The sequence below is a fragment of the Halobacterium rubrum genome (assembly GCF_021729015.1).
In the GTDB taxonomy this organism is placed as follows: domain Archaea; phylum Halobacteriota; class Halobacteria; order Halobacteriales; family Halobacteriaceae; genus Halobacterium; species Halobacterium rubrum.
In genome coordinates, this window is sequence record NZ_JAJQQZ010000003.1 from 335506 (window position 1) to 352309 (window position 16804).

The window sequence follows — 16804 nt, forward strand, 5'->3', positions numbered from 1 at the left end:
CATGCGAGGCCAGACAACGATGGACTTCGCGGTCGGCGTCAGCGTCTTCCTGGTGACGGCCGCGTTCGCGTTCGCGTTCGTGCCCGGCATCATCGCACCGTTCGCCGACCCGGGGACCGCCGACCCGGTGACCGCGAACCGGATCGCCGACGACCTCGCGGCGGACCGCCTGACCGCGGCCGGCGACGAGTACGTGCTGGACGCCGACCGGACCGCCGACTTCTTCGGCGACCCGGACCCGGTCGGGGCGCTCGCAGTCCCGCAGTTCCGGACCGTGAACGTGACCGTCGAGAACGCCAGCGGCAACACCTCCAGCCCGGTGACCGTCGGCGGCGAGCGCGCAGCCGCCGGCCCGGAGACGCCGTCGAACGCCGACGTGACGACGGCGTGGCGGCCCGTCACCGTCCACGACCGGCGCCTCGAACTGATTGTGAGGGTGTGGTAGCGGATGCGCGCACAGGCTCACACCCTCGAAGGCGTCGCCGCCGCAATCGTCGTCGTGGCGGCCGTGGCGTTCACGCTCCAGGGGACGGCAGTGACGCCGCTGACGGCGAGTACAGCCAGCCAGCACATCGAGACACAGCACGAACGAGCGGCCGCAAGCGTCCTCGAAACGTCGCGCGGCGACGGTACGCTCTCCGGGACGCTCCGGCACTGGAACGCCTCTGGCGGCGAGTTCGCGAACGCCAGCGAGGAGGGCTACTACGTGGGTGCACCGCCGAACACGAGGTTCGGGGACGCGCTCAGGGAGACGTTCGGCGACCGCGCGGTCGCGTACAACGTCAACGTCTACTACGTCACCGACGACGGGGAGCGCCGCCAGCGCCGCGTCGTCTACACGGGCGAACCGAGCGCCGACTCCGTCGCCGCCACGCGCACGGTCACCGTCTACGACCACCAGCAGGTCGTGGCCGCCGACGGCGACCCGGTCGGCACCACGGTCGAGAACGGGACGTACCTCGGACCCGACTCCCCGGGTACGGTGTACGGCGTCTACGTGGTGGAGGTGGTCGCGTGGCGGACGTGAGCCGCGGCGTCTCCACGGCGCTGGGATACGTGCTCAACCTGGGCGTGGCGACGCTGCTGATCACGATTCTCCTGCTGTCCGCCGGGACGCTCGTCGACGACCAGCGCCAGCGCGCCGCCCAGACCGAACTGGAGGTCGTCGGCGAGCGCGTGAACGCCGACCTCGCGGCGGCCGACCGGCTCGCCCGCACGAACGACCCGACGACGGTCCGCATCGAGGCCGACGTGCCGCGCCGGGTCGCGGGCAGCCCATACGACGTCGCCGTCAACGAGAGCGGCAGCGACGAACTCGTGCTCGTCGCCGAGCAGACGGACGTGGACGTGACAATCCCGTTCGACACGACGACCGAGGTGGCTGCCTCGACCGTCGACAGCGGCGACCTCGCGGTCGTCTACGACCCGGGCAACGACACGCTGGTGGTGACCGACGGTGACTAGCCCCGGCGACAGCCCGTCAGTCCGAGGTGACGACTACGACGAGGACGACGCCGACGCTCCCGGAATCGGCGCGGGCCGCGGGATCAGTGACGTCGTCGGATTCGTGCTCGTGTTCGGCCTCGTCGTGACGGCCGTCGGCGTCGTCACGGTCGGCGGCTTCCAGGTGCTCGACGACGCCCGCGACAGCCAGCAGGCCACCAACGCCGAACAGGCCCTAGACGTCCTCGACGGCAACGTCGAAGACCTCGCCGTCCGCGGCGCGCCGCGCCGCAGCACCGAGATACTGCTGTCCGACGCCGAACTCACGTTCGGCGAGCCGGTGACGTTCAACGTCACCGCCGGCGGCACAGACTACTACGCGACGAACGTCACTCCGCTCGTGTACGAGGTCGAGGGTGGCGCCGAACTCGTGTACGTCAACGGCGCCGTCATCCGGCAGTACGACCAGGGTGCGTACCTCTCGAACGAACCCCGGATGTCGGGCGGTGACCGGACGTTCGTGCCGTTCGTCATCACGCAGGCCAGCTCCGGTGGCGTGTCGGCCACGAACTCCAGACGGGTTCTGGTCCGCACGGTCGTGGACGGCCGGGACGTCCGCATCTTCGACGACCCCGACACGCGACTGAACGTCACGACGCCCCGAGCCACTGCCTGGCAGCGCTACCTCGAAGGCGAACTCGGCGTCGACTGCACTGGCCCCGCGGACGGCCTCGACGGGCGAGTGTCCTGTCCGCTGCCCGGCGACGAGGTGTACGTCCAGGCGGTCGCCGTCGACGTCTCCGTCTAGGAGAGCGTGACGTTCACCGAGTTCTCGGTGACGTGCAGGAACGTGAGCACGCGGCCGCTCGACGAGTTGTACTCGACGTCCACCGTCGACGCGTCGAGATCGGTGCTGGCGGACTTCCCCGGCGGACTGTTCTTCCCCTTCGACGTCACCTCGAGGTCGACGTTGGGCCCCATCTCCGCGAGGTACGTGTTCACCACGTGGCCGACGGAGTCGTTCGACAGCGGCGACGTCCCGTCCTGGTAGGTCAGGTTCGTTTCACCAGCGAGGTCGAAGTACAGCGACGGCGTCTTCTCGTCTGCGCCGTCGCACTCGTAGGTGAACGACGACGACGAGTTCTGTCCCTCGGTCCACGCCGTGTCGTTTTGCCACTCGTGGACCGTGCCGCCGTCCTCGTACGTGGCGAGGACTGTCGGACCGTCGCCCTTGCAGGGGTTGCCGCCGTCCAGTTCCACCTCGAAGCGGTCCGTCCCGCCGTCGTCGGCGATCAGCGCCCAGTGCAGGTCGTTGAACGACGACGCCTTGTCCGGGTACATCGCGAACGCCAGGTTCTCGATGGGTTCGTCGTCGCCGAGACCGCGGAGTTCGATTGGCGTCTCCCGCAGCGTGTAGCTCCCGCCGTCACCGCGCGCGACCAGCTCCAGTTCGACCTGATTCGTCGACTCGTTCACCGTTACGTTGCCCGTCGAGCGTTCCCGGAAGAACTGCTCCCAGCCCCGGTAGTAGTCGGAGTCCACCCGGACGACGACAGTGCCCCCGGACAGCGGATTCGACCGGTTCTCGGTCGGGAACTTCGACACGTCGACCTCGTCGGTCGTCACCCGCGCTCGCGGCGCTCCAGCGAACGTCGACGCCTCCCCACCGACGCGAATCACGGGCAGCGTCAGTGTCGCGCCCTGGTAGTTGAACTCCGGCGGCGACAGCATCTCGGAGCCAGCGCCGCGCGTCCGCCAGACGCCGCCGCCCTGGAACGCCACCGTCGTCTCCCCGCGCTCGTACAGCAACGCGCCCATCGTCGTGTTCACGATGGGGTCGCCGACCTCGCTGCCGTTCTCGTCGAGCCGCACCACCGAGATGCGGCCGGCGTCGGGGTCGACGCGGTACTGGCCGTTCCGCGAGTTCGACAGCGATACCGACTGGCTGTCGGTCTGTCCGAGCGCCACTACCGCAGCCCGGCTGTCCAGCTGGCTGAGGGACTGCTCGACGCGCTGCGTGTTCGTCGCCTCCTGTGCGCTGTCGAGCGCGGGTCCCGCGAGCGCGACGATGGCCGTCACTCCGAGAGCGGTGATGCCCAGCAGCAACACTAGGCCGATGGTCTCGGCCTGCCCCCGACCCCCGCGTGTCATGGCGCCCCGTAGCCACCCCGCGTGCAAGAAGTTGGCGGGCAACCGGAAGCGAACTGACAGGAACGGCCGAAAGAACCCGGAAGCGGCCACAGCGGCGCCGAACGAGCGGCGAGTGAACGGCCGTGCCGGGTCACTTCTCACACGCGACACTCACTCGTCGCTGCGCGGGCGTGACGGGACTGAGCGAACGCTACGCGTTCGCGAAGGTCGTCACGGCCGCGAGTGAACGCCGTGAACGAGCGGGCGTGACGGGACTCGAACCCGCGATCTAGAGGTTAGGAACCTCTCGCCGTGTCCGCTTGGCCACACGCCCTCCTGCGAGGAGGGATGGTGTGGCGGAGAAAAACGGTTACGCTAGTTGGCGGCGGTGTCGTCGGCGTCCGTACTGGAGCTCGTCGTGGTGTCCGTGTCGACGTCCGTGGCGTCCACGTCGGAGTCCTCGGCGTCCGAAGTCGGGTCGGAGCCGTCTTTCATCTCCTGGAGCTCCTGCTCGACTTCCTCGCGGCCTTTCTGGAACTCGCCGATTGCCTCGCCGCTCGAGCGGGCGAGCTTCGGGATCTTGTTCGCACCGAACAGGAGGACGGCAATGAGCAGGATGACTGCCCACTCCATGCCGCCCGGCAGCCCGCCGACGAACAGTGGGGTACTGGTGAACATCGCTATCTTGGGGTAGCCTTCTCGCAATTATAGGCTTTATGCTCCTTCCAGCGATGGTGAAACGACTGCTATCTGGGTTCTCGCGGGCGATACAGCCGCCGTTTGTGTAATTGACACACAGTCGACCAATGCCGGTGGTTCCAGGTCTGGGCACGCGTGGCGTCCCCGCCGTCGAGTGACCCGCGGACTTTTCCGCCCCTGAACCCAATCCTGTGGCGGTATGACCGACACGAAACAGTCGAACTCGACGCGCGAGTACGCCCCCGACCGGGAGCACTCGTTCCCCGACGGCCGCCTGAACGACGTCCTCGAGTACGTGCTGAACGACGAGGAGGTGACCGCGTACCTCGAGGCGCAGAACGTCAACCCCGTCAAGCGCAAGGGGTACAACGACCACGGCGCGAAGCACATCGAGATCGTGCGGAATCGCGCGCTACGGCTGTACGAGCTGCTGAAGCGCGGCGGCGTCGAGTTCGACGGCGCCGCCGACCAGGGTCTCGACGAGGCCGACGAGTCGGTCATCGTCGCGCTCGCTGCGACCCTCCACGACATCGGCCACGTGGTCCACCGTGACGAGCACGCCTACTACTCGATTCCGCTGGCCGCCGACATCCTCGACCGCATCCTGCCGGAGTTCTACGACACGGCCGACGCCGTCCGCGTCAAGGGCGAGGTGCTGCACGCGATTCTCTGCCACCACACCGAGGAGGACCCGCTGACGACGGAGGCCGGCGTCATCCGGGTCGCAGACGGCCTCGACATGGAGCACGGCCGGTCGCGGCTGCCCTACGAGCGCGGCGGCCGCGGCATCAACACGCTGTCCAGTCAGGCAATCAAGCGGGTCACGCTTCAGGAGGGCGACGAGGCGCCGGTGCTCGTCGAGATCGAGATGCGCAACGCCGCCGGCGTCTACCAGGTGGACAACCTCCTGAAGGAGAAACTCCACCGCTCGGGCATCGAGGACGACGTGCGCATCGTCGCGCTGAACTCCACGGGCGAGGGTGACGCACTGGTCGAACGCATCGAACTGTAGCTGGCCGTACCGGGCGTTACGCCGAGACCGACGCCTCGGGGCCGCGCTGCCAGACGTAGACCAGCGACGCGACGGGCGGTCCGGCGAGGATGCCGAGCAAACCGACGATGGGAATCTCGAGCATGCCGGGCCCGACGAGCGCGGTCACGACGATCGAGACGGGTGCGAGCAGCGCGTACGACCACGCCAGTTCGACGCGGGTTCCGTGTTCGGCGAGCGTCTCGCTGTCTAACTGGAACAGTACGGCGAGCGTGGTCGTCATCACGGTGACGCCGATGAAAAACGACCCACCGGGAATGCCCCCGGGGACGAGGTCGAAACTGTACGAGAGCGCCGGGGCAGCGCCCCAGAGGGCGCCCGCCAGCAGTATCAGTCGGCGGTAGCCGACATCGTGGAGGGAGGGCTGGGCGGACTCTGTCGCCATACGGTGTCTGGCTACCGGGGCAGCATAAGCGCAGCGACACCGTCCGCGAGGTCTACGCCGTCGCTTCCTGCTCGGGGAGGTCGCTCTCGTCTTCGAAGCCGTCCTCGAAGACGAACGTCCCGTCGCGCTGGACGACTTCTCCGTCGACCTCGATGAACGAGTCCTCGCTCATGTCGGTGATGAGGTCCACGTGGATGCCGGAGTCGTTGCGCTCGCGGTCCTCGCCGACGTTCTCCTCGTAAGCGCGGCCCAGCGCCATGTGGACGGTGTCGCCCATCTTCTCGTCGAACAGCATGTTGTACGTGAACTGGTCGATGCCGCGGTTCATGCCGATGCCCAGCTCGCCCAGCCGTCGGGCGCCCTCGTCGGTCTCCAGAATCTCGTCGAGAGCTTCTTCGTGCTGGCTCGCCGAGTAGTCGACGACCTCGCCGTCCTCGAACGTGAGCCGGGCGTCCAGAATCTCCTCGCCGCGCCACATCCGCGGCAGGTCGAAGTGGACGGTTCCCTCCACGCTGTCGGGGACGGGCGCCGTGAACACCTCCCCACCGGGCATGTTGGCGTCGTCGGCGTCGTTCTCGGGAATCATGCCGTCGACGGACATCGTCAGGTCGGTGTCCTCGCCGGAGACGACGCGCACTTCGCTCGCGCCGTCGAGAATCTCGACCATCTGGGCCTGGAACGCGCGCTGCTCGTCCCAGTCGCGGTCGACGGCCCGGTAGACGAAGTCCTCGTAGGCCTCGGTGCTCATCTCGGCCTTCTGGGCGTTTCCGGCGGCCGGATACTGGGTACCGACCCAGCGCGTCTCCGCGAGTTGCTCCTGGATCTCCGTGTTCGCGCGGCGCGCCGCCGTCTGGTTCTCCGGCGGGACGTCGCTCGTCTCGGCGACGTTCTCCGAGCCCCGGATGCCGATGTAGGCGTCCGTCTCCTCGAGAGACGCCAGCCGGTGGTCCAGCAGCGTGTAGTCGTCCTCGTCCATCGCTCGCGAGTACGCCCGGCTCGCCCGGCTGTTGCGCCACGTCAGCGACGGCCGGGCCCCGATCTCCCCGAGCTTCTCGTACACCGCGACCACGAGGTCCTCGGCCACGGCCGGGGCGCTGACCTGTACCATGTCCCCGGGTTCGACTTCGACGCAGTCTTCGACGAGAATCTCGGCGTGCCGCCGCACTCTGTCGTCCATACATCCACCCGACTGCGCGCCGACTAAGCCCTGTGGGTAGCGGTCATCCGGCAAGCCAGGTCGCAGTTCGATTCTTTCAAACACCCCGGTGTAGTATTTCGGTTCGTAACAGTGGCCGAGTCAGGAAGCCCTCTCGCCCTGCTCCGGAACACCGAGTTCGCCGCCCTCGCCGGGACGGCGTTCGCGCGAGCGCAAGCCTACTCCACCATCCTCATCGCGCTCGCGCTGTACGCCGACGCCTTCGGCACCACCGGGGTCGTCGAGGGGCTCTGGGTCACGGGGTTCGCCGTCGTGCAGGCGTTCATCGTCCTGCCGCTGGGCCGCGCCGTCGACACCGGCAACGCCAAACGCTGGCTGCTCGCCGGCCTCGCCATCAACGTCGCCGTCTTCGTCGCGTTCGTGTTCGTCTCCAGCCCCGTCCACGTCCTGCTCGTGCGCGTCGTGCAGGGACTCGGCGCCAGCATCCTCTGGATCACGGGGTCGACGGTCGTCGGCGAAATCGCCACGAAGGGCGCCCGAGGCCGGTGGCTCGGTGTCTACAATCAGGTGGGCGCCACGTCGTCGTTCCTCGGCGACCTCGTCGGCGGCTACCTCCTCTACGCCTACGGTTTCACCGAGACGTACGCCTTCCTCGCAGCCATCACTGTCGCCGCAACCGTTCTCGTGTTCGTCGCGCTCCGCGACAACCCCGGCGGGCAGGCCGACGAGGACGAACGAACGGGCGTCGAGACGCTCGTCGGCCTGCTGGACATCCCGATGGTGCGGGCACTCGTGGCGTTCCGCACGGCGTTCAGCGTCGGGAAGATGTCCATCATCATCTTCCTCCCTATCTACGCTCGCACCCAGTTCGGCGTCGGCGCGTTCGCCATCGGCGCCATCCACGGCGGCGGCAAGCTCGCGAAAGCCCTCCTCCAGGGGTACATGGGCGACCTCACCGACCGCGTCGGGAAGAAACACTACTTCGTGCTCGTCGGCGCGCTCCTCTACGGCGTCGGCATCGCGATGGTGCCGCTGGCGCCCCACGCCCAGCGCGCCTTCGAGGCCGTCACCGTCGCCGGTGTGGGGTTCGCGTACACCGTCACACCTGCCGTCGCCACCCTGTTCTCGGCGTACCTCGTGCTCGGCGTCGCCGACTCCATCCGGCTGCCCGCGAGTATGGCGCTGTTCGTCTCCGAGGGCGAACGCATCGACTCACCCGCCTCGGCGATGAGCCTGCGCTCCATCTCCTGGAAGGTGGGTCAGGTCGCCGGCCCGCTCTCGGTCGGCCTCATCAAGGACGTGTTCGGGCCGACGACGGCGTTCCTCACCGCAGCCGCGTTCATCGCCGCCTCGGCCGGCGTGTTCGTCGTCGTCAGGGCTCGCACCCAGATGCCCGACGCGAGGGCCGCGCCGAGCGACTGACCGACAGGCGCAGTCCGCTCACTGCTCCCAGTCGAAGCCGTCTGTCCGTGCCTCCTCGACAGATGGCCCGTCGGCCGGCTCGGGCCCGTCCCCGCCGCCCAGCCCGCCAGCGCCGCCCTCGTCACTGACTGCGCCGGCGTCGACCTCGAACTGGTCGACCCGATCGCGCAGCGCCGCGGCGCGGTCCGAGAGCGTCCGCGTCTGCTCGGCGACCTCCGACAGCGTCTCCGCCTGCTCGCCGGCCGCCTCGGCCGCCTGTCCCGCCTCCTCGGCGGTCTCCTCGCCGAGGCGCACCACGTCGTCGACGGCCGCCGAGACGTCAGTCACCGACGACGCCTGGTCGTCCATCGCTCGCGAGATCTCCTGGACGCCGGTGTCGGCCTCCTCGATTCGCGCCACGATGTCCGACAGCGTGTCCTCGGTCGCCTCTACCGTCTCGACGCCGTCGCCCACCCGGTCCCGGATAGCGTCCATCGCGGTGACGCTCTCGTCGGTCTGCTCGCGCACCTCCGCGACGAGTGCCTCGATCTCCTCGGCGGACTCCTTGGTCTCGTCGGCGAGGTCCTTGACCTCGTCGGCGACCACGGCGAAGCCGTCGCCGCTCTGGTCGGCACGCGCGGCCTCGATGTTCGCGTTCAGCGCCAGCATGTTCGTCTGCTCGGCGATGTCCGTGATGACGTCGACGATATCCTCGATCTCCGCCATCCGGGACTCCAGTTCGCCGACGGCCTCGGCCGTCCGCTCGGTCTCCGTCTCGATGTCCCGGAGCTCCGCGACGGCCTTGCTGGCCGCCTCCCGGCCGTCGTCGCCCAGCGCCGCCGCGCTCTGGGAGGTCTCGGCCACCTCGTCGGCGCTGGCCGCGACCTCCTCGATGGTCGCCGACATCTCGTCGGTCTCCCCCGCCACGCCCTCCAGTTCGTCGCGCTGCTCGTCCGTCCGCTCGCTGATGCGGCCGACGGCGTCCGAGACCTCGCGGCCCGTCTGTTCGACCGTCTCGGCGCGCGCCGACGCCTCGTCGCTCGCCGCCGCCACCTCGTCGGCGAACGACACCACTTCGGCGACGGTCGACTCCATGTCCGCAGCCATCTCGTTGAACGACGCCGCCACGTCCGCCATCGCCGCCTGGTCGACGTCCTCGTCGAGGCGCACCGTCAGGTCGCCGCCGGCGTACGCGGCCATCGTCTCCGAGAACTCGGCTGCCGTCTCCTCCAGCTGGCGCGCCTGCTGCTCGGACTCCTGGCGCGCCGCCTCTGCGCGCTCGCGGGCCGCCTCGGCCTCCGACTGCGCCTCCTCGGCGTCCGAGCGCGCCGCCTCCGCAGCCTCCTGCTGAGCCTCGGCCTCCCGGATGCGCTCCTGGACGGTGTCCCGCAGACTCGCGAACGACGCGAACAGCCGCCCGAGCTCGTCCTCGCGACCGACCTGCAGGTCCGTGTCGTACTCCCCGCGCTCCAGCGCCTCCGCCTTCCGCTCGAGGACGTTCAGCGCACTCACGGTCCCCCGGCCGAGCGTCAGCCCGATGAACCCGAGTCCCGCCAGCGCCACCCCCAGCATCAACAGGACGTTCTCGCTGACGGTCGACTGCAGCGCGTACGCCTCGCTCGTCGGCACGTGCAACGCCACCACCCACGGCGTCCCCTCGACGGGAGCGTACGCGACGACGTGGTCGGACTCCATCTCCTTCGCCACCGAACCCGCAGACACGAACCCGGGCTCCGTCGCACCCACGACAGACGAACTCCCGTTCGCCACGTACGGCCCGAGTGTCGCAACCTGACTGCCGTCTGCAAGGACCGCGCCTTCACCGCCGACCAGCTGTGTGAAACTGCCTTCGGTCGGCTTCCGGAAGTTCGTCGTCACCGCTGTCATGCTCGTCGTCATCACCACCGCCGCCCGTCGGCCCAAATCCGTCTCGATGTGCGCCACGTACGCCACCCGCGTCGCCCCGTCTTTGACGTACGGCTTCGAGACGAACACCCCGTTCGATCCGTACACGACGCCCTGCTCGCTCCACGGCGTCTCATCGGCGTTCAACCGCTCGCCCTGCAGCTTGTCGTCGGTGCTCGCGACGACCTCCTGGTTCGCGAAGTTCACGTAGTGGAGGTTCCGGACGTCTGCCGGCAGACTGTCCAGCTCTCCCTCGAGGAACTCCCGCACCTCCGCGTACTTCCCGCTCTCGAGGATGCCGTACTGCGCGAGCATCCGGGCGTTGTTCGTTCGCTCTTCACGCCACTCGGTGACCGACGTCGAACTCAACTCGGCCGCCGTCGTGAACTCGGCTTCCGAACTCTGCCTGAGCTGGCTCGACGTGTCGGTGTACGTCACTGCCCCGACAGCGCCGATACAGACCACCACTACCAGGAGCGCAGCCCCGAACTTCGCGAGGTAGCTGCGCCGCACGAACCCCGGCAGCAGGCGCCCCCCGACGCTGCTGACCAACGAGCGTAGCGACATTCGTCCCGAAACCGACAGTTCTCCCGTATAAAGATACTCCTGGCGCTCTCACGTGTGAAAACGACCGACACCCGGCCACGGCTGTCGAAACGTGAACCGACAGACCGCAGCGAGTGCGCCGGCCGGGAGTGAGCAGCCCGGCAGACTGCTCACGTCGGATGCCGCTCTGCGACATCCGAAATTTGAACCGATGCGAGACGTTCCTGCTCGCGACGCTTCGCGGGCTGCGACTCGCAGGGTTCAGAATCCCTGCGTATTTCGTCTCACTTCCTTTGGCAGAAATGCGCCGGCCGGGATTTGAACCCGGGCCATGAGCTTGGAAGGCTCAGGTCCTGCCACTAGACCACCGGCGCTCACTTCCTTCGCGCCGCGCATCGGCGACCTCCGGCCGCCTCAACACCGGCGCGCTTCGCTTCGCTCGCGCCCCGTGGCTCGCAAACCCTGCGGGTTTGCTCACCACCGGCGCTCACCCAGTGCTTTCCTGCCGTCGTTTATGGGCGTTTCCCTTCGGACGAACGTTCAAGTGCGAGATCGGGACCACCACCCCTGTGGCCTGACAGTCGCCGTCGCGCGGCCGAGCGAAACCGGCGGACGCGCCGCGCGACGGCACGCAGAGCGTCCGCCTGTTCGCCCTCAGTCCGTCTCGGGAGTGACGACTGCGTAACAGTTGCCGCTGGAGACGAACGACTCCACGACCGCGAAGTCGCTGTCGGCGAGATCCGCGTCGAACTCTTCGGGGTCGTAGACGTGGTAGAACCGGGGGACGGTCTCGCCGCCCGGGAGTGTCCAGTCGACGGTCGTGTCGAACCCCTCGCGTTCGTCGAAGCGGTCGTGCTCCGTGCTCCAGACCGAGACGACGGCAGCGCCGCCCGGGTCGAGCACGCGCGCCAGTTCGTCGAGGCTCGCGACTCTCGCCGCCCTGTCGGGGAGGTGGTGGAGCGTCGCGACGTACACCGCGAGGTCCACGGCGTCCGCCCGGAGCGGGACGCGGGCGGCGTCGCCGGCAACCAGCGCCGCCGCGAAGTCGCGCTCGACCGACCGGCTCCGGGCTTCCCGCAGGAGGCCGGTGCTGGCGTCGACGCAGACCACCTGGTCCGCGCACTCTGCCAGCACCTCGGCGTGTCGGCCGTTCCCGCAGCCGAGGTCGAGAGCTACCTCCGCGGTCCGGCCGTCGAGGAACGCCTCGACCTCCGGCCACGGGTACTCGCGGGTCTGTGCGAAGTGGCCCGCGATACGGTCGTAGGTGTGGTGGACGTCCGTCATCCGATGAGGAGGAAGGTCGCGTACGCGATCGTCAACATGATCGTCGCGTGCTTCGCCCCCGCCTTCACGGTGCCTTCGCCCATCTGTCCGGCGACCAGCCCCGAGCAGACGGCCTGCACGAGACTCGTGTGGAAGAACACCGTGCTGTAGTCGGCCTTGTCCTCCTCGGTGAGCTGGCCGGCCTGCGAGAACGGCCCGGAGTCGACGGCTTCGGCGCCCTCCACGGCCGGCGTCACGGACTGGGTCGGGATGTTCGGGATGAAGATGAGGTCCAGTGCCACGACGATGGCGATGAACACGAAAAAGGAGACGTAGATGACGACGAGGTAGGTCAGCAGCTCGTTGCGACGGTCGCGCGCCAGCCGCCGGGTCGCTTTCGCTTCGTCGGCGGCAATCCGGAGGACGGGGCCGAGATTGCCGCTGGCGGACATCGCGTTCGTGGTCAGCGTCACGACCCGCGAGACCGCCGGCGTGTCGACGCGGTCGCGGAACCGCTCGAACGCGTTCTCGATACGCGCCCCCCACTGGACGTCGGCCCACGTGCGCTCCAGTTCCTGTGTGAGCGCGCCGAGTTTGCCATCGACGGTCCGGCCGAAGCTCTCGACGGCAGCCATACCGGCCTCGTTCGTGGACGCGAACCGGTCGAGGAAGTCGGGGACGCCGGCCTCGATGGCGTTTCGGCGCCGCCGGGAGACCTCGTAGGCGAGCGAGAACGTGCCGAGCACGAACAGCGCGACGTGCACGAACGCGTCGTCGTAGGCAGTCACGTCGAACACGCGCGAAGTCAGCGGCGCCCACCACTGGACGCCGAGGTAGAGCAGGGCCAGCGGCACTGTCCCCCAGAAGAGGACCGTCGGGGTCTCGAGCACGACCGTCAGCGGGTTGCGGAGCCGGTAGAGAACGGGGCGCAGTCGCTCGTACGTGGCGAACCGCTCGCGGTTCGCGGCTCGCGTGGCGTCGACGCTCGTGCCCCCGTCGGGTGTGGCGTCCAGCGCGGGCCGGGGAATGGACTGGAACCGGAGCCCCTCGTCGATGTCACCGGCGTCGTCGTCCGAGCCGCCCGTGGCGGCGTCGGTGATGGCGTCGAGGTAGACGACGAACCCCACCGTCGCCGCCGGGATGAGGAAGAACGCCGTGAGCCGGAGGAAGTCAAGGGTCCCGCCGAGCGTCAGGCCGATGACGACGAGGATGGTGATGAGGAACAGCGGCCCGGCGACGAGCACGGTGACGTAGGCCTCGGCGAGCGTCGCGAGCAACTCGAGAAACTGCTCCTGGTTGGCTTCGGCTTCCTCCTCGTAGTACTCGTACTCCTTCTTGAGAAACGAGGGGAGCTCTTGACCGGACTGCAGGACGCTGCCGAGGTTCTCGGTGAACTCGGCGAGGTCGTCGCTCGGGGTGCGTTCGGAGAGCCGCTGGAGGGCTTCGATGATGTCCGCGCCGTAGAGGTCGACGTCCTTGACCGCAATCGCCATCTCCCGGGCGGCGTCCCCGTAGACGGCCTGGTTGCGCGCGAGGATGCGGAGGACGTCGGTCAGCGTCATGCCACTGCGTGAGAGCGCGTACATGAAGGCGACGGTGCGCTCCATCGAGGTGTCGATGCGGCGCGCGCGCTCGCCGGCCTCGTAGCTCGGGAGCAGCCACCGGACCTTGTAGGTGGCGTAGGCGGCGACGACGCCGAGCGTGGCGCCGGAGAGCAGGAACGCGACGAACAGCTCTGGGACGGAGAACGCCGCGACGCTGTCGACGAACAGGCCCTGAGTGATTGCGGGGAACTGCTGGCGGATGCCCTCGCCGGCGTTGCCGAGGAAGACGAGGACGCCGGCGACGAGGTAGACGCCGAGGAGGCTCGCGGCGAACGCGGCGATGGACGCGAACAGGTACGTCCGGGCGGCGTACAGCCGGTAGGTCTGGGCGACGTGCGCGCCCCGGAGGGCGGCGACCTGGTCGGGGTTGGCGGTCTGGCGGTCCCGCGCGAACGCACCGAAGCCGGCGATGGCGGCGCGGGAGAGCGCGCGGTCGACCGGGTCGACGACCACGGCCAGCAGCACCACGAACACGAGCACGAAGACGGCCACCAGCGGGAGGTAGACCAGAACCATGTTACTCGGCGACGCCGGGCGCGTCGACGGTGACGTCGTCCTCGAGGGCCTCCGTGACGCGGTCGACGACGCGCTCGGGCTGTGCGTAGTACTCGTTGACGAGTGCGGTGAACCGCCGGTAGTCGGTGACGTCCTGTTCGACGAGGTACTGGAGCACGCGCTTGCGGTTCTTGAGCTCCCGGAGGAGGTCGCTGCGGGACCAGCCGCGCTCGTCCTGAATCTCGTCGAGGACGTTCGAGTCGCGCTGCTCGAAGGTGTCGCTGGTGGGGTTCCACTCGAACGCCGTGGAGTAGTCGAGGTCGCCGGTGCGCTGGTCGATGCCCTCGATCTCGGCGATGACGCGGTTGCGCCGGACGCGCTCGTCGCCGACGTGCGTGAGCGTCTGCACGCAGAGGATGTCGAGGCTCTGAATCATCGCCCGCGGGACGTTGATGGGGTCGTTCTCGAGGCGGTTGATGACCGTCTGCACGCTGTCGGCGTGCATCGTCGAGTACGTGGTGTGGCCGGTGTTCATCGCCTGAAACAGCGTCATCGCTTCCTCGCCGCGCACCTCGCCGACGACGATGTACTCGGGGCGGTGGCGGAGCGCGGACCGCAGCAGGTCGTACATCGTGATGTCGTCGCCGTCACCGCCGCCGCCGGATTCGCGGGTGACCGAGGACAGCCAGTTGTCGTGGTAGAGCGTGAGCTCGCGGGTGTCCTCGATGGTGAGCACCTTCGAGCGCGGCGGCACGAACATGGACACGGCGTTCATCGACGTGGTCTTCCCGGAGGCCGTGCCGCCGGCGAAGATGAGGCTCTTGTTGGACTCGATGGCGAGCCACAGGTACGCCATCTGGTCGAGGTCGAACGTGTTGTAGTCGACGAGCGTCGCGGGCGTGAACGGCTCCTCGCTGTACTTCCGGATGGTGAACGCCGACCCGCGCGGGGTGACCTCCTCGCCGAGCGCGAGTTCGGCCCGGGAGCCGTCCGGCAGCGTCGTCTCCGTGACGGGGTCGCCGATGGAGATGTGGCGGCCGGACTGCTGGGCGAGCCGGACGACGAAGCCGTCGAGCTCCTGTTTGTCGTAGCTGACGTTCGTCTCGATGTCCGTGTACTCGGTGTGGTAGACGAACAGCGGGAGGCCGTACCCGTCGCAGGAGATGTCCTCGATGTGGGGGTCCTGCATCAGGGGGTCGAGCTTCTCGAACCCCTCGAAGGCGCGGTGGAGGTAGTAGAACAGCCGGTAGAAGGCGTTCGGGTCGATTTCGACGCCGTACTCGGAGAGGAGCCGCTGCATCTGGGTCTTCAGGACCGCCTCGCGGTCCTCGGGGTCGTAGGCGGCGTCGTAGATGAGCGCGTTCCGGATGTCGTCGTACAGCGTGTCCAGTAGCTCGCGCTCGAAGTCGTCGAGGTGTGGTTCGACGACGTGGTAGCGGTGTTCGTCGGTCTCTGCGTCGAAGCCGACGAAGACGAAGGCGTAGGGTGCGTTCACCCAGTAGCGGTCGACTTCCTCGAAGCCGTCGAGGCCGTCGAAGGAGACCAGCGGGCCGTGGGCCTGCGGGTCGTACTCGGGAACGTCGACGGCCGACCCGCGCAGCACCTCGACGACGCGTCTGGCCTGCTGCCGGAGGTCGTCGAGGCTGCCGCCGTCGAGTCCCGCGAGGAAGTCTTCGGCCATCGGTGCTACTGAACCCTTCGCCCGCGTGACCTTAAAAACTGTCCGGCCCGATGGCGTGACGGCGTCCTCGACCCCCCGGACTGCAACTGGGGTCCCGGTCAGACGACGAGGTTCCCGAGGCGGTCGCCGGCGTCGAGCCGGCGGACGTTCTCGCGGACGACTGCGGCGATGTGGTCGGGATAGTCGCGAGTTGCCGCTGCGGCGTGCGGCGTCACGACGACGTCCTCGAAGTCCCAGAGCGGCGAGTCCTCGGGGAGCGGCTCCGTCTCGAAGACGTCGAGTGCGGCGCCGGCGAGGTCGTCGTTCCGGAGCGCGTCGACGAGTGCGTCCTGGTCGACGACCGGGCCGCGGGCGACGTTCAGGAGGACGGCGTCGTCCCGCATCGCGGCGAGCTCGTCGGCGCCGATCATCCCCTCGGTGTCGTCGGTGAGCGGGACGGCGAGCGCGACGAACTTCGACTCCGAGATGGCCTCGTGGAGGTCGCCCGTCGGGTAGACGGTGTCGACGTGGTCGACGGGCGTCGGCGTGCGCTTGACACCGGTGACGTCCATTCCGAGGGCGTCGGCGCGCGCCGCGATGCCCTGCCCGAGCGTCCCGAGGCCGACGACGCAGACCGAGGAGCCGTCGACGGTGAAGGCGTCCTCGCGGTCGGCCCACGCCCACTCGTTGCGTTCCTGGTTCGAGCGGTACTCGTGGAGCCGCCGCGCGAACGACAGCATGTAGCCAGCGACGGTTTCGCCGACGCTCGCGCCGTGGAGGCCCGTGCTGTTCGTCACGTGGATGTCCCGCTCGGCGTACTCGTCCAGCGGGAACTTGTCGACTCCCGCCTGCACGGAGTGGACCCACCGCAGGCCGGCGTCGAGGAAGGCGTCCTCGTGGGCGAACGTGACCAGTGCGTCCACGTCGGAGACGCCTGCCGTGTCGACGACAGAGACCTCCGCGTCGACGTCGTCGAAGTCGTCGAGCAGTACCTCGGGCGGGAACACGGCCTCGACGGAGTCGTGGATGCCGAGTCTGAGTGTCATGTCAGGTCGGGGGTTCCGCG

Annotated in this window: 15 protein-coding genes and 2 tRNA genes; 6 read left to right on the forward strand and 11 right to left on the reverse strand. The window is 68.6% G+C overall.

Going from position 1 to position 16804, the window contains the following annotated elements:
• Position 1 precedes the first annotated feature (1 nt).
• Genes LT971_RS13140 through LT971_RS13155 form a run of 4 tightly spaced genes read left to right on the forward strand, consistent with a single transcriptional unit; the run spans position 2 to position 2251 of the window.
• Positions 2–445 (forward strand): DUF7287 family protein, encoded by a 444-nt coding sequence (locus LT971_RS13140; protein WP_280337925.1) that lies wholly within the window; start codon positions 2–4, stop codon positions 443–445.
• Between the two features lie 3 nt (positions 446–448).
• Positions 449–1027 (forward strand): DUF7288 family protein, encoded by a 579-nt coding sequence (locus tag LT971_RS13145; RefSeq protein WP_237007397.1) that lies wholly within the window; start codon positions 449–451, stop codon positions 1025–1027.
• The gene (locus LT971_RS13150) at positions 1015–1464 is read left to right on the forward strand and encodes a DUF7266 family protein (RefSeq protein WP_237007398.1); all 450 of its coding nucleotides are present in this window, start codon (positions 1015–1017) and stop codon (positions 1462–1464) included. The genes LT971_RS13145 and LT971_RS13150 overlap by 13 nt, the downstream gene beginning before the upstream one ends.
• On the forward strand, positions 1457–2251 hold the full coding sequence (locus LT971_RS13155) for a DUF7289 family protein (RefSeq protein ID WP_237007399.1): 795 nt from the start codon (positions 1457–1459) through the stop codon (positions 2249–2251). The genes LT971_RS13150 and LT971_RS13155 overlap by 8 nt, the downstream gene beginning before the upstream one ends.
• On the opposite strand, the gene LT971_RS13160 is transcribed toward LT971_RS13155, so the two are convergent.
• The 3 genes from LT971_RS13160 to LT971_RS13170 all read right to left on the reverse strand — a co-directional run bounded on the left by LT971_RS13160 (position 2248) and on the right by LT971_RS13170 (position 4251).
• A complete protein-coding gene (locus LT971_RS13160) occupies positions 2248–3594 on the reverse strand; it encodes a DUF7289 family protein (RefSeq protein WP_237007400.1) in 1347 nt (448 codons plus the stop codon). The two genes, LT971_RS13155 and LT971_RS13160, sit on opposite strands and share 4 nt — an antisense overlap.
• 240 nt (positions 3595–3834) lie before the next feature.
• Positions 3835–3907 (reverse strand) — tRNA-Arg (locus LT971_RS13165).
• A gap of 41 nt (positions 3908–3948) precedes the next feature.
• Positions 3949–4251, reverse strand: coding sequence for a twin-arginine translocase TatA/TatE family subunit (locus tag LT971_RS13170; RefSeq protein WP_237007401.1), 303 nt, complete (start codon positions 4249–4251; stop codon positions 3949–3951).
• Positions 4252–4471: 220 nt separating this feature from the next.
• Between LT971_RS13170 and LT971_RS13175 the strand changes: the two genes are divergently transcribed.
• Complete coding sequence (locus LT971_RS13175; protein ID WP_237007402.1) at positions 4472–5284, forward strand: HD domain-containing protein; 813 nt, start codon at positions 4472–4474, stop codon at positions 5282–5284.
• Between the two features lie 16 nt (positions 5285–5300).
• On the opposite strand, the gene LT971_RS13180 is transcribed toward LT971_RS13175, so the two are convergent.
• Together LT971_RS13180 and LT971_RS13185 are read right to left on the reverse strand one after the other, a co-directional pair.
• Positions 5301–5708 carry a hypothetical protein gene (locus tag LT971_RS13180; RefSeq protein WP_237007403.1) on the reverse strand — a complete coding sequence of 136 codons (408 nt, stop codon included), beginning with the start codon at positions 5706–5708 and terminating at the stop codon, positions 5301–5303.
• Between the two features lie 52 nt (positions 5709–5760).
• Entirely contained in the window at positions 5761–6885 is a 1125-nt protein-coding gene (locus LT971_RS13185; protein ID WP_237007404.1) for an aminopeptidase, read from the reverse strand.
• 111 nt (positions 6886–6996) lie between these two features.
• Between LT971_RS13185 and LT971_RS13190 the strand changes: the two genes are divergently transcribed.
• On the forward strand, positions 6997–8286 hold the full coding sequence (locus tag LT971_RS13190; RefSeq protein WP_237007405.1) for an MFS transporter: 1290 nt from the start codon (positions 6997–6999) through the stop codon (positions 8284–8286).
• 18 nt (positions 8287–8304) lie between these two features.
• Here the strand turns inward: LT971_RS13190 and LT971_RS13195 are convergent, their stop codons facing one another.
• The 6 genes from LT971_RS13195 to ddh all read right to left on the reverse strand — a co-directional run bounded on the left by LT971_RS13195 (position 8305) and on the right by ddh (position 16784).
• Positions 8305–10737, reverse strand: a complete 2433-nt coding sequence (locus tag LT971_RS13195; protein ID WP_237007406.1) for a methyl-accepting chemotaxis protein — start codon at positions 10735–10737, stop codon at positions 8305–8307.
• A gap of 282 nt (positions 10738–11019) precedes the next feature.
• Positions 11020–11090 (reverse strand) — tRNA-Gly (locus tag LT971_RS13200).
• A 280-nt stretch (positions 11091–11370) separates the two neighbouring features.
• The gene (locus LT971_RS13205) at positions 11371–12000 is read right to left on the reverse strand and encodes a class I SAM-dependent methyltransferase (RefSeq protein WP_237007407.1); all 630 of its coding nucleotides are present in this window, start codon (positions 11998–12000) and stop codon (positions 11371–11373) included.
• Positions 11997–14099: a type II secretion system F family protein gene (locus LT971_RS13210; RefSeq protein ID WP_237007408.1), complete on the reverse strand. Its 2103-nt coding sequence runs from the start codon at positions 14097–14099 to the stop codon at positions 11997–11999. Before LT971_RS13210 ends, LT971_RS13205 begins: the two co-directional genes overlap by 4 nt.
• A gap of 1 nt (position 14100) precedes the next feature.
• Positions 14101–15759 carry a type II/IV secretion system ATPase subunit gene (locus LT971_RS13215; RefSeq protein WP_237007409.1) on the reverse strand — a complete coding sequence of 553 codons (1659 nt, stop codon included), beginning with the start codon at positions 15757–15759 and terminating at the stop codon, positions 14101–14103.
• A 98-nt stretch (positions 15760–15857) separates the two neighbouring features.
• Complete coding sequence (gene ddh, locus LT971_RS13220; protein ID WP_237007410.1) at positions 15858–16784, reverse strand: D-2-hydroxyacid dehydrogenase; 927 nt, start codon at positions 16782–16784, stop codon at positions 15858–15860.
• Positions 16785–16804 lie beyond the last annotated feature (20 nt).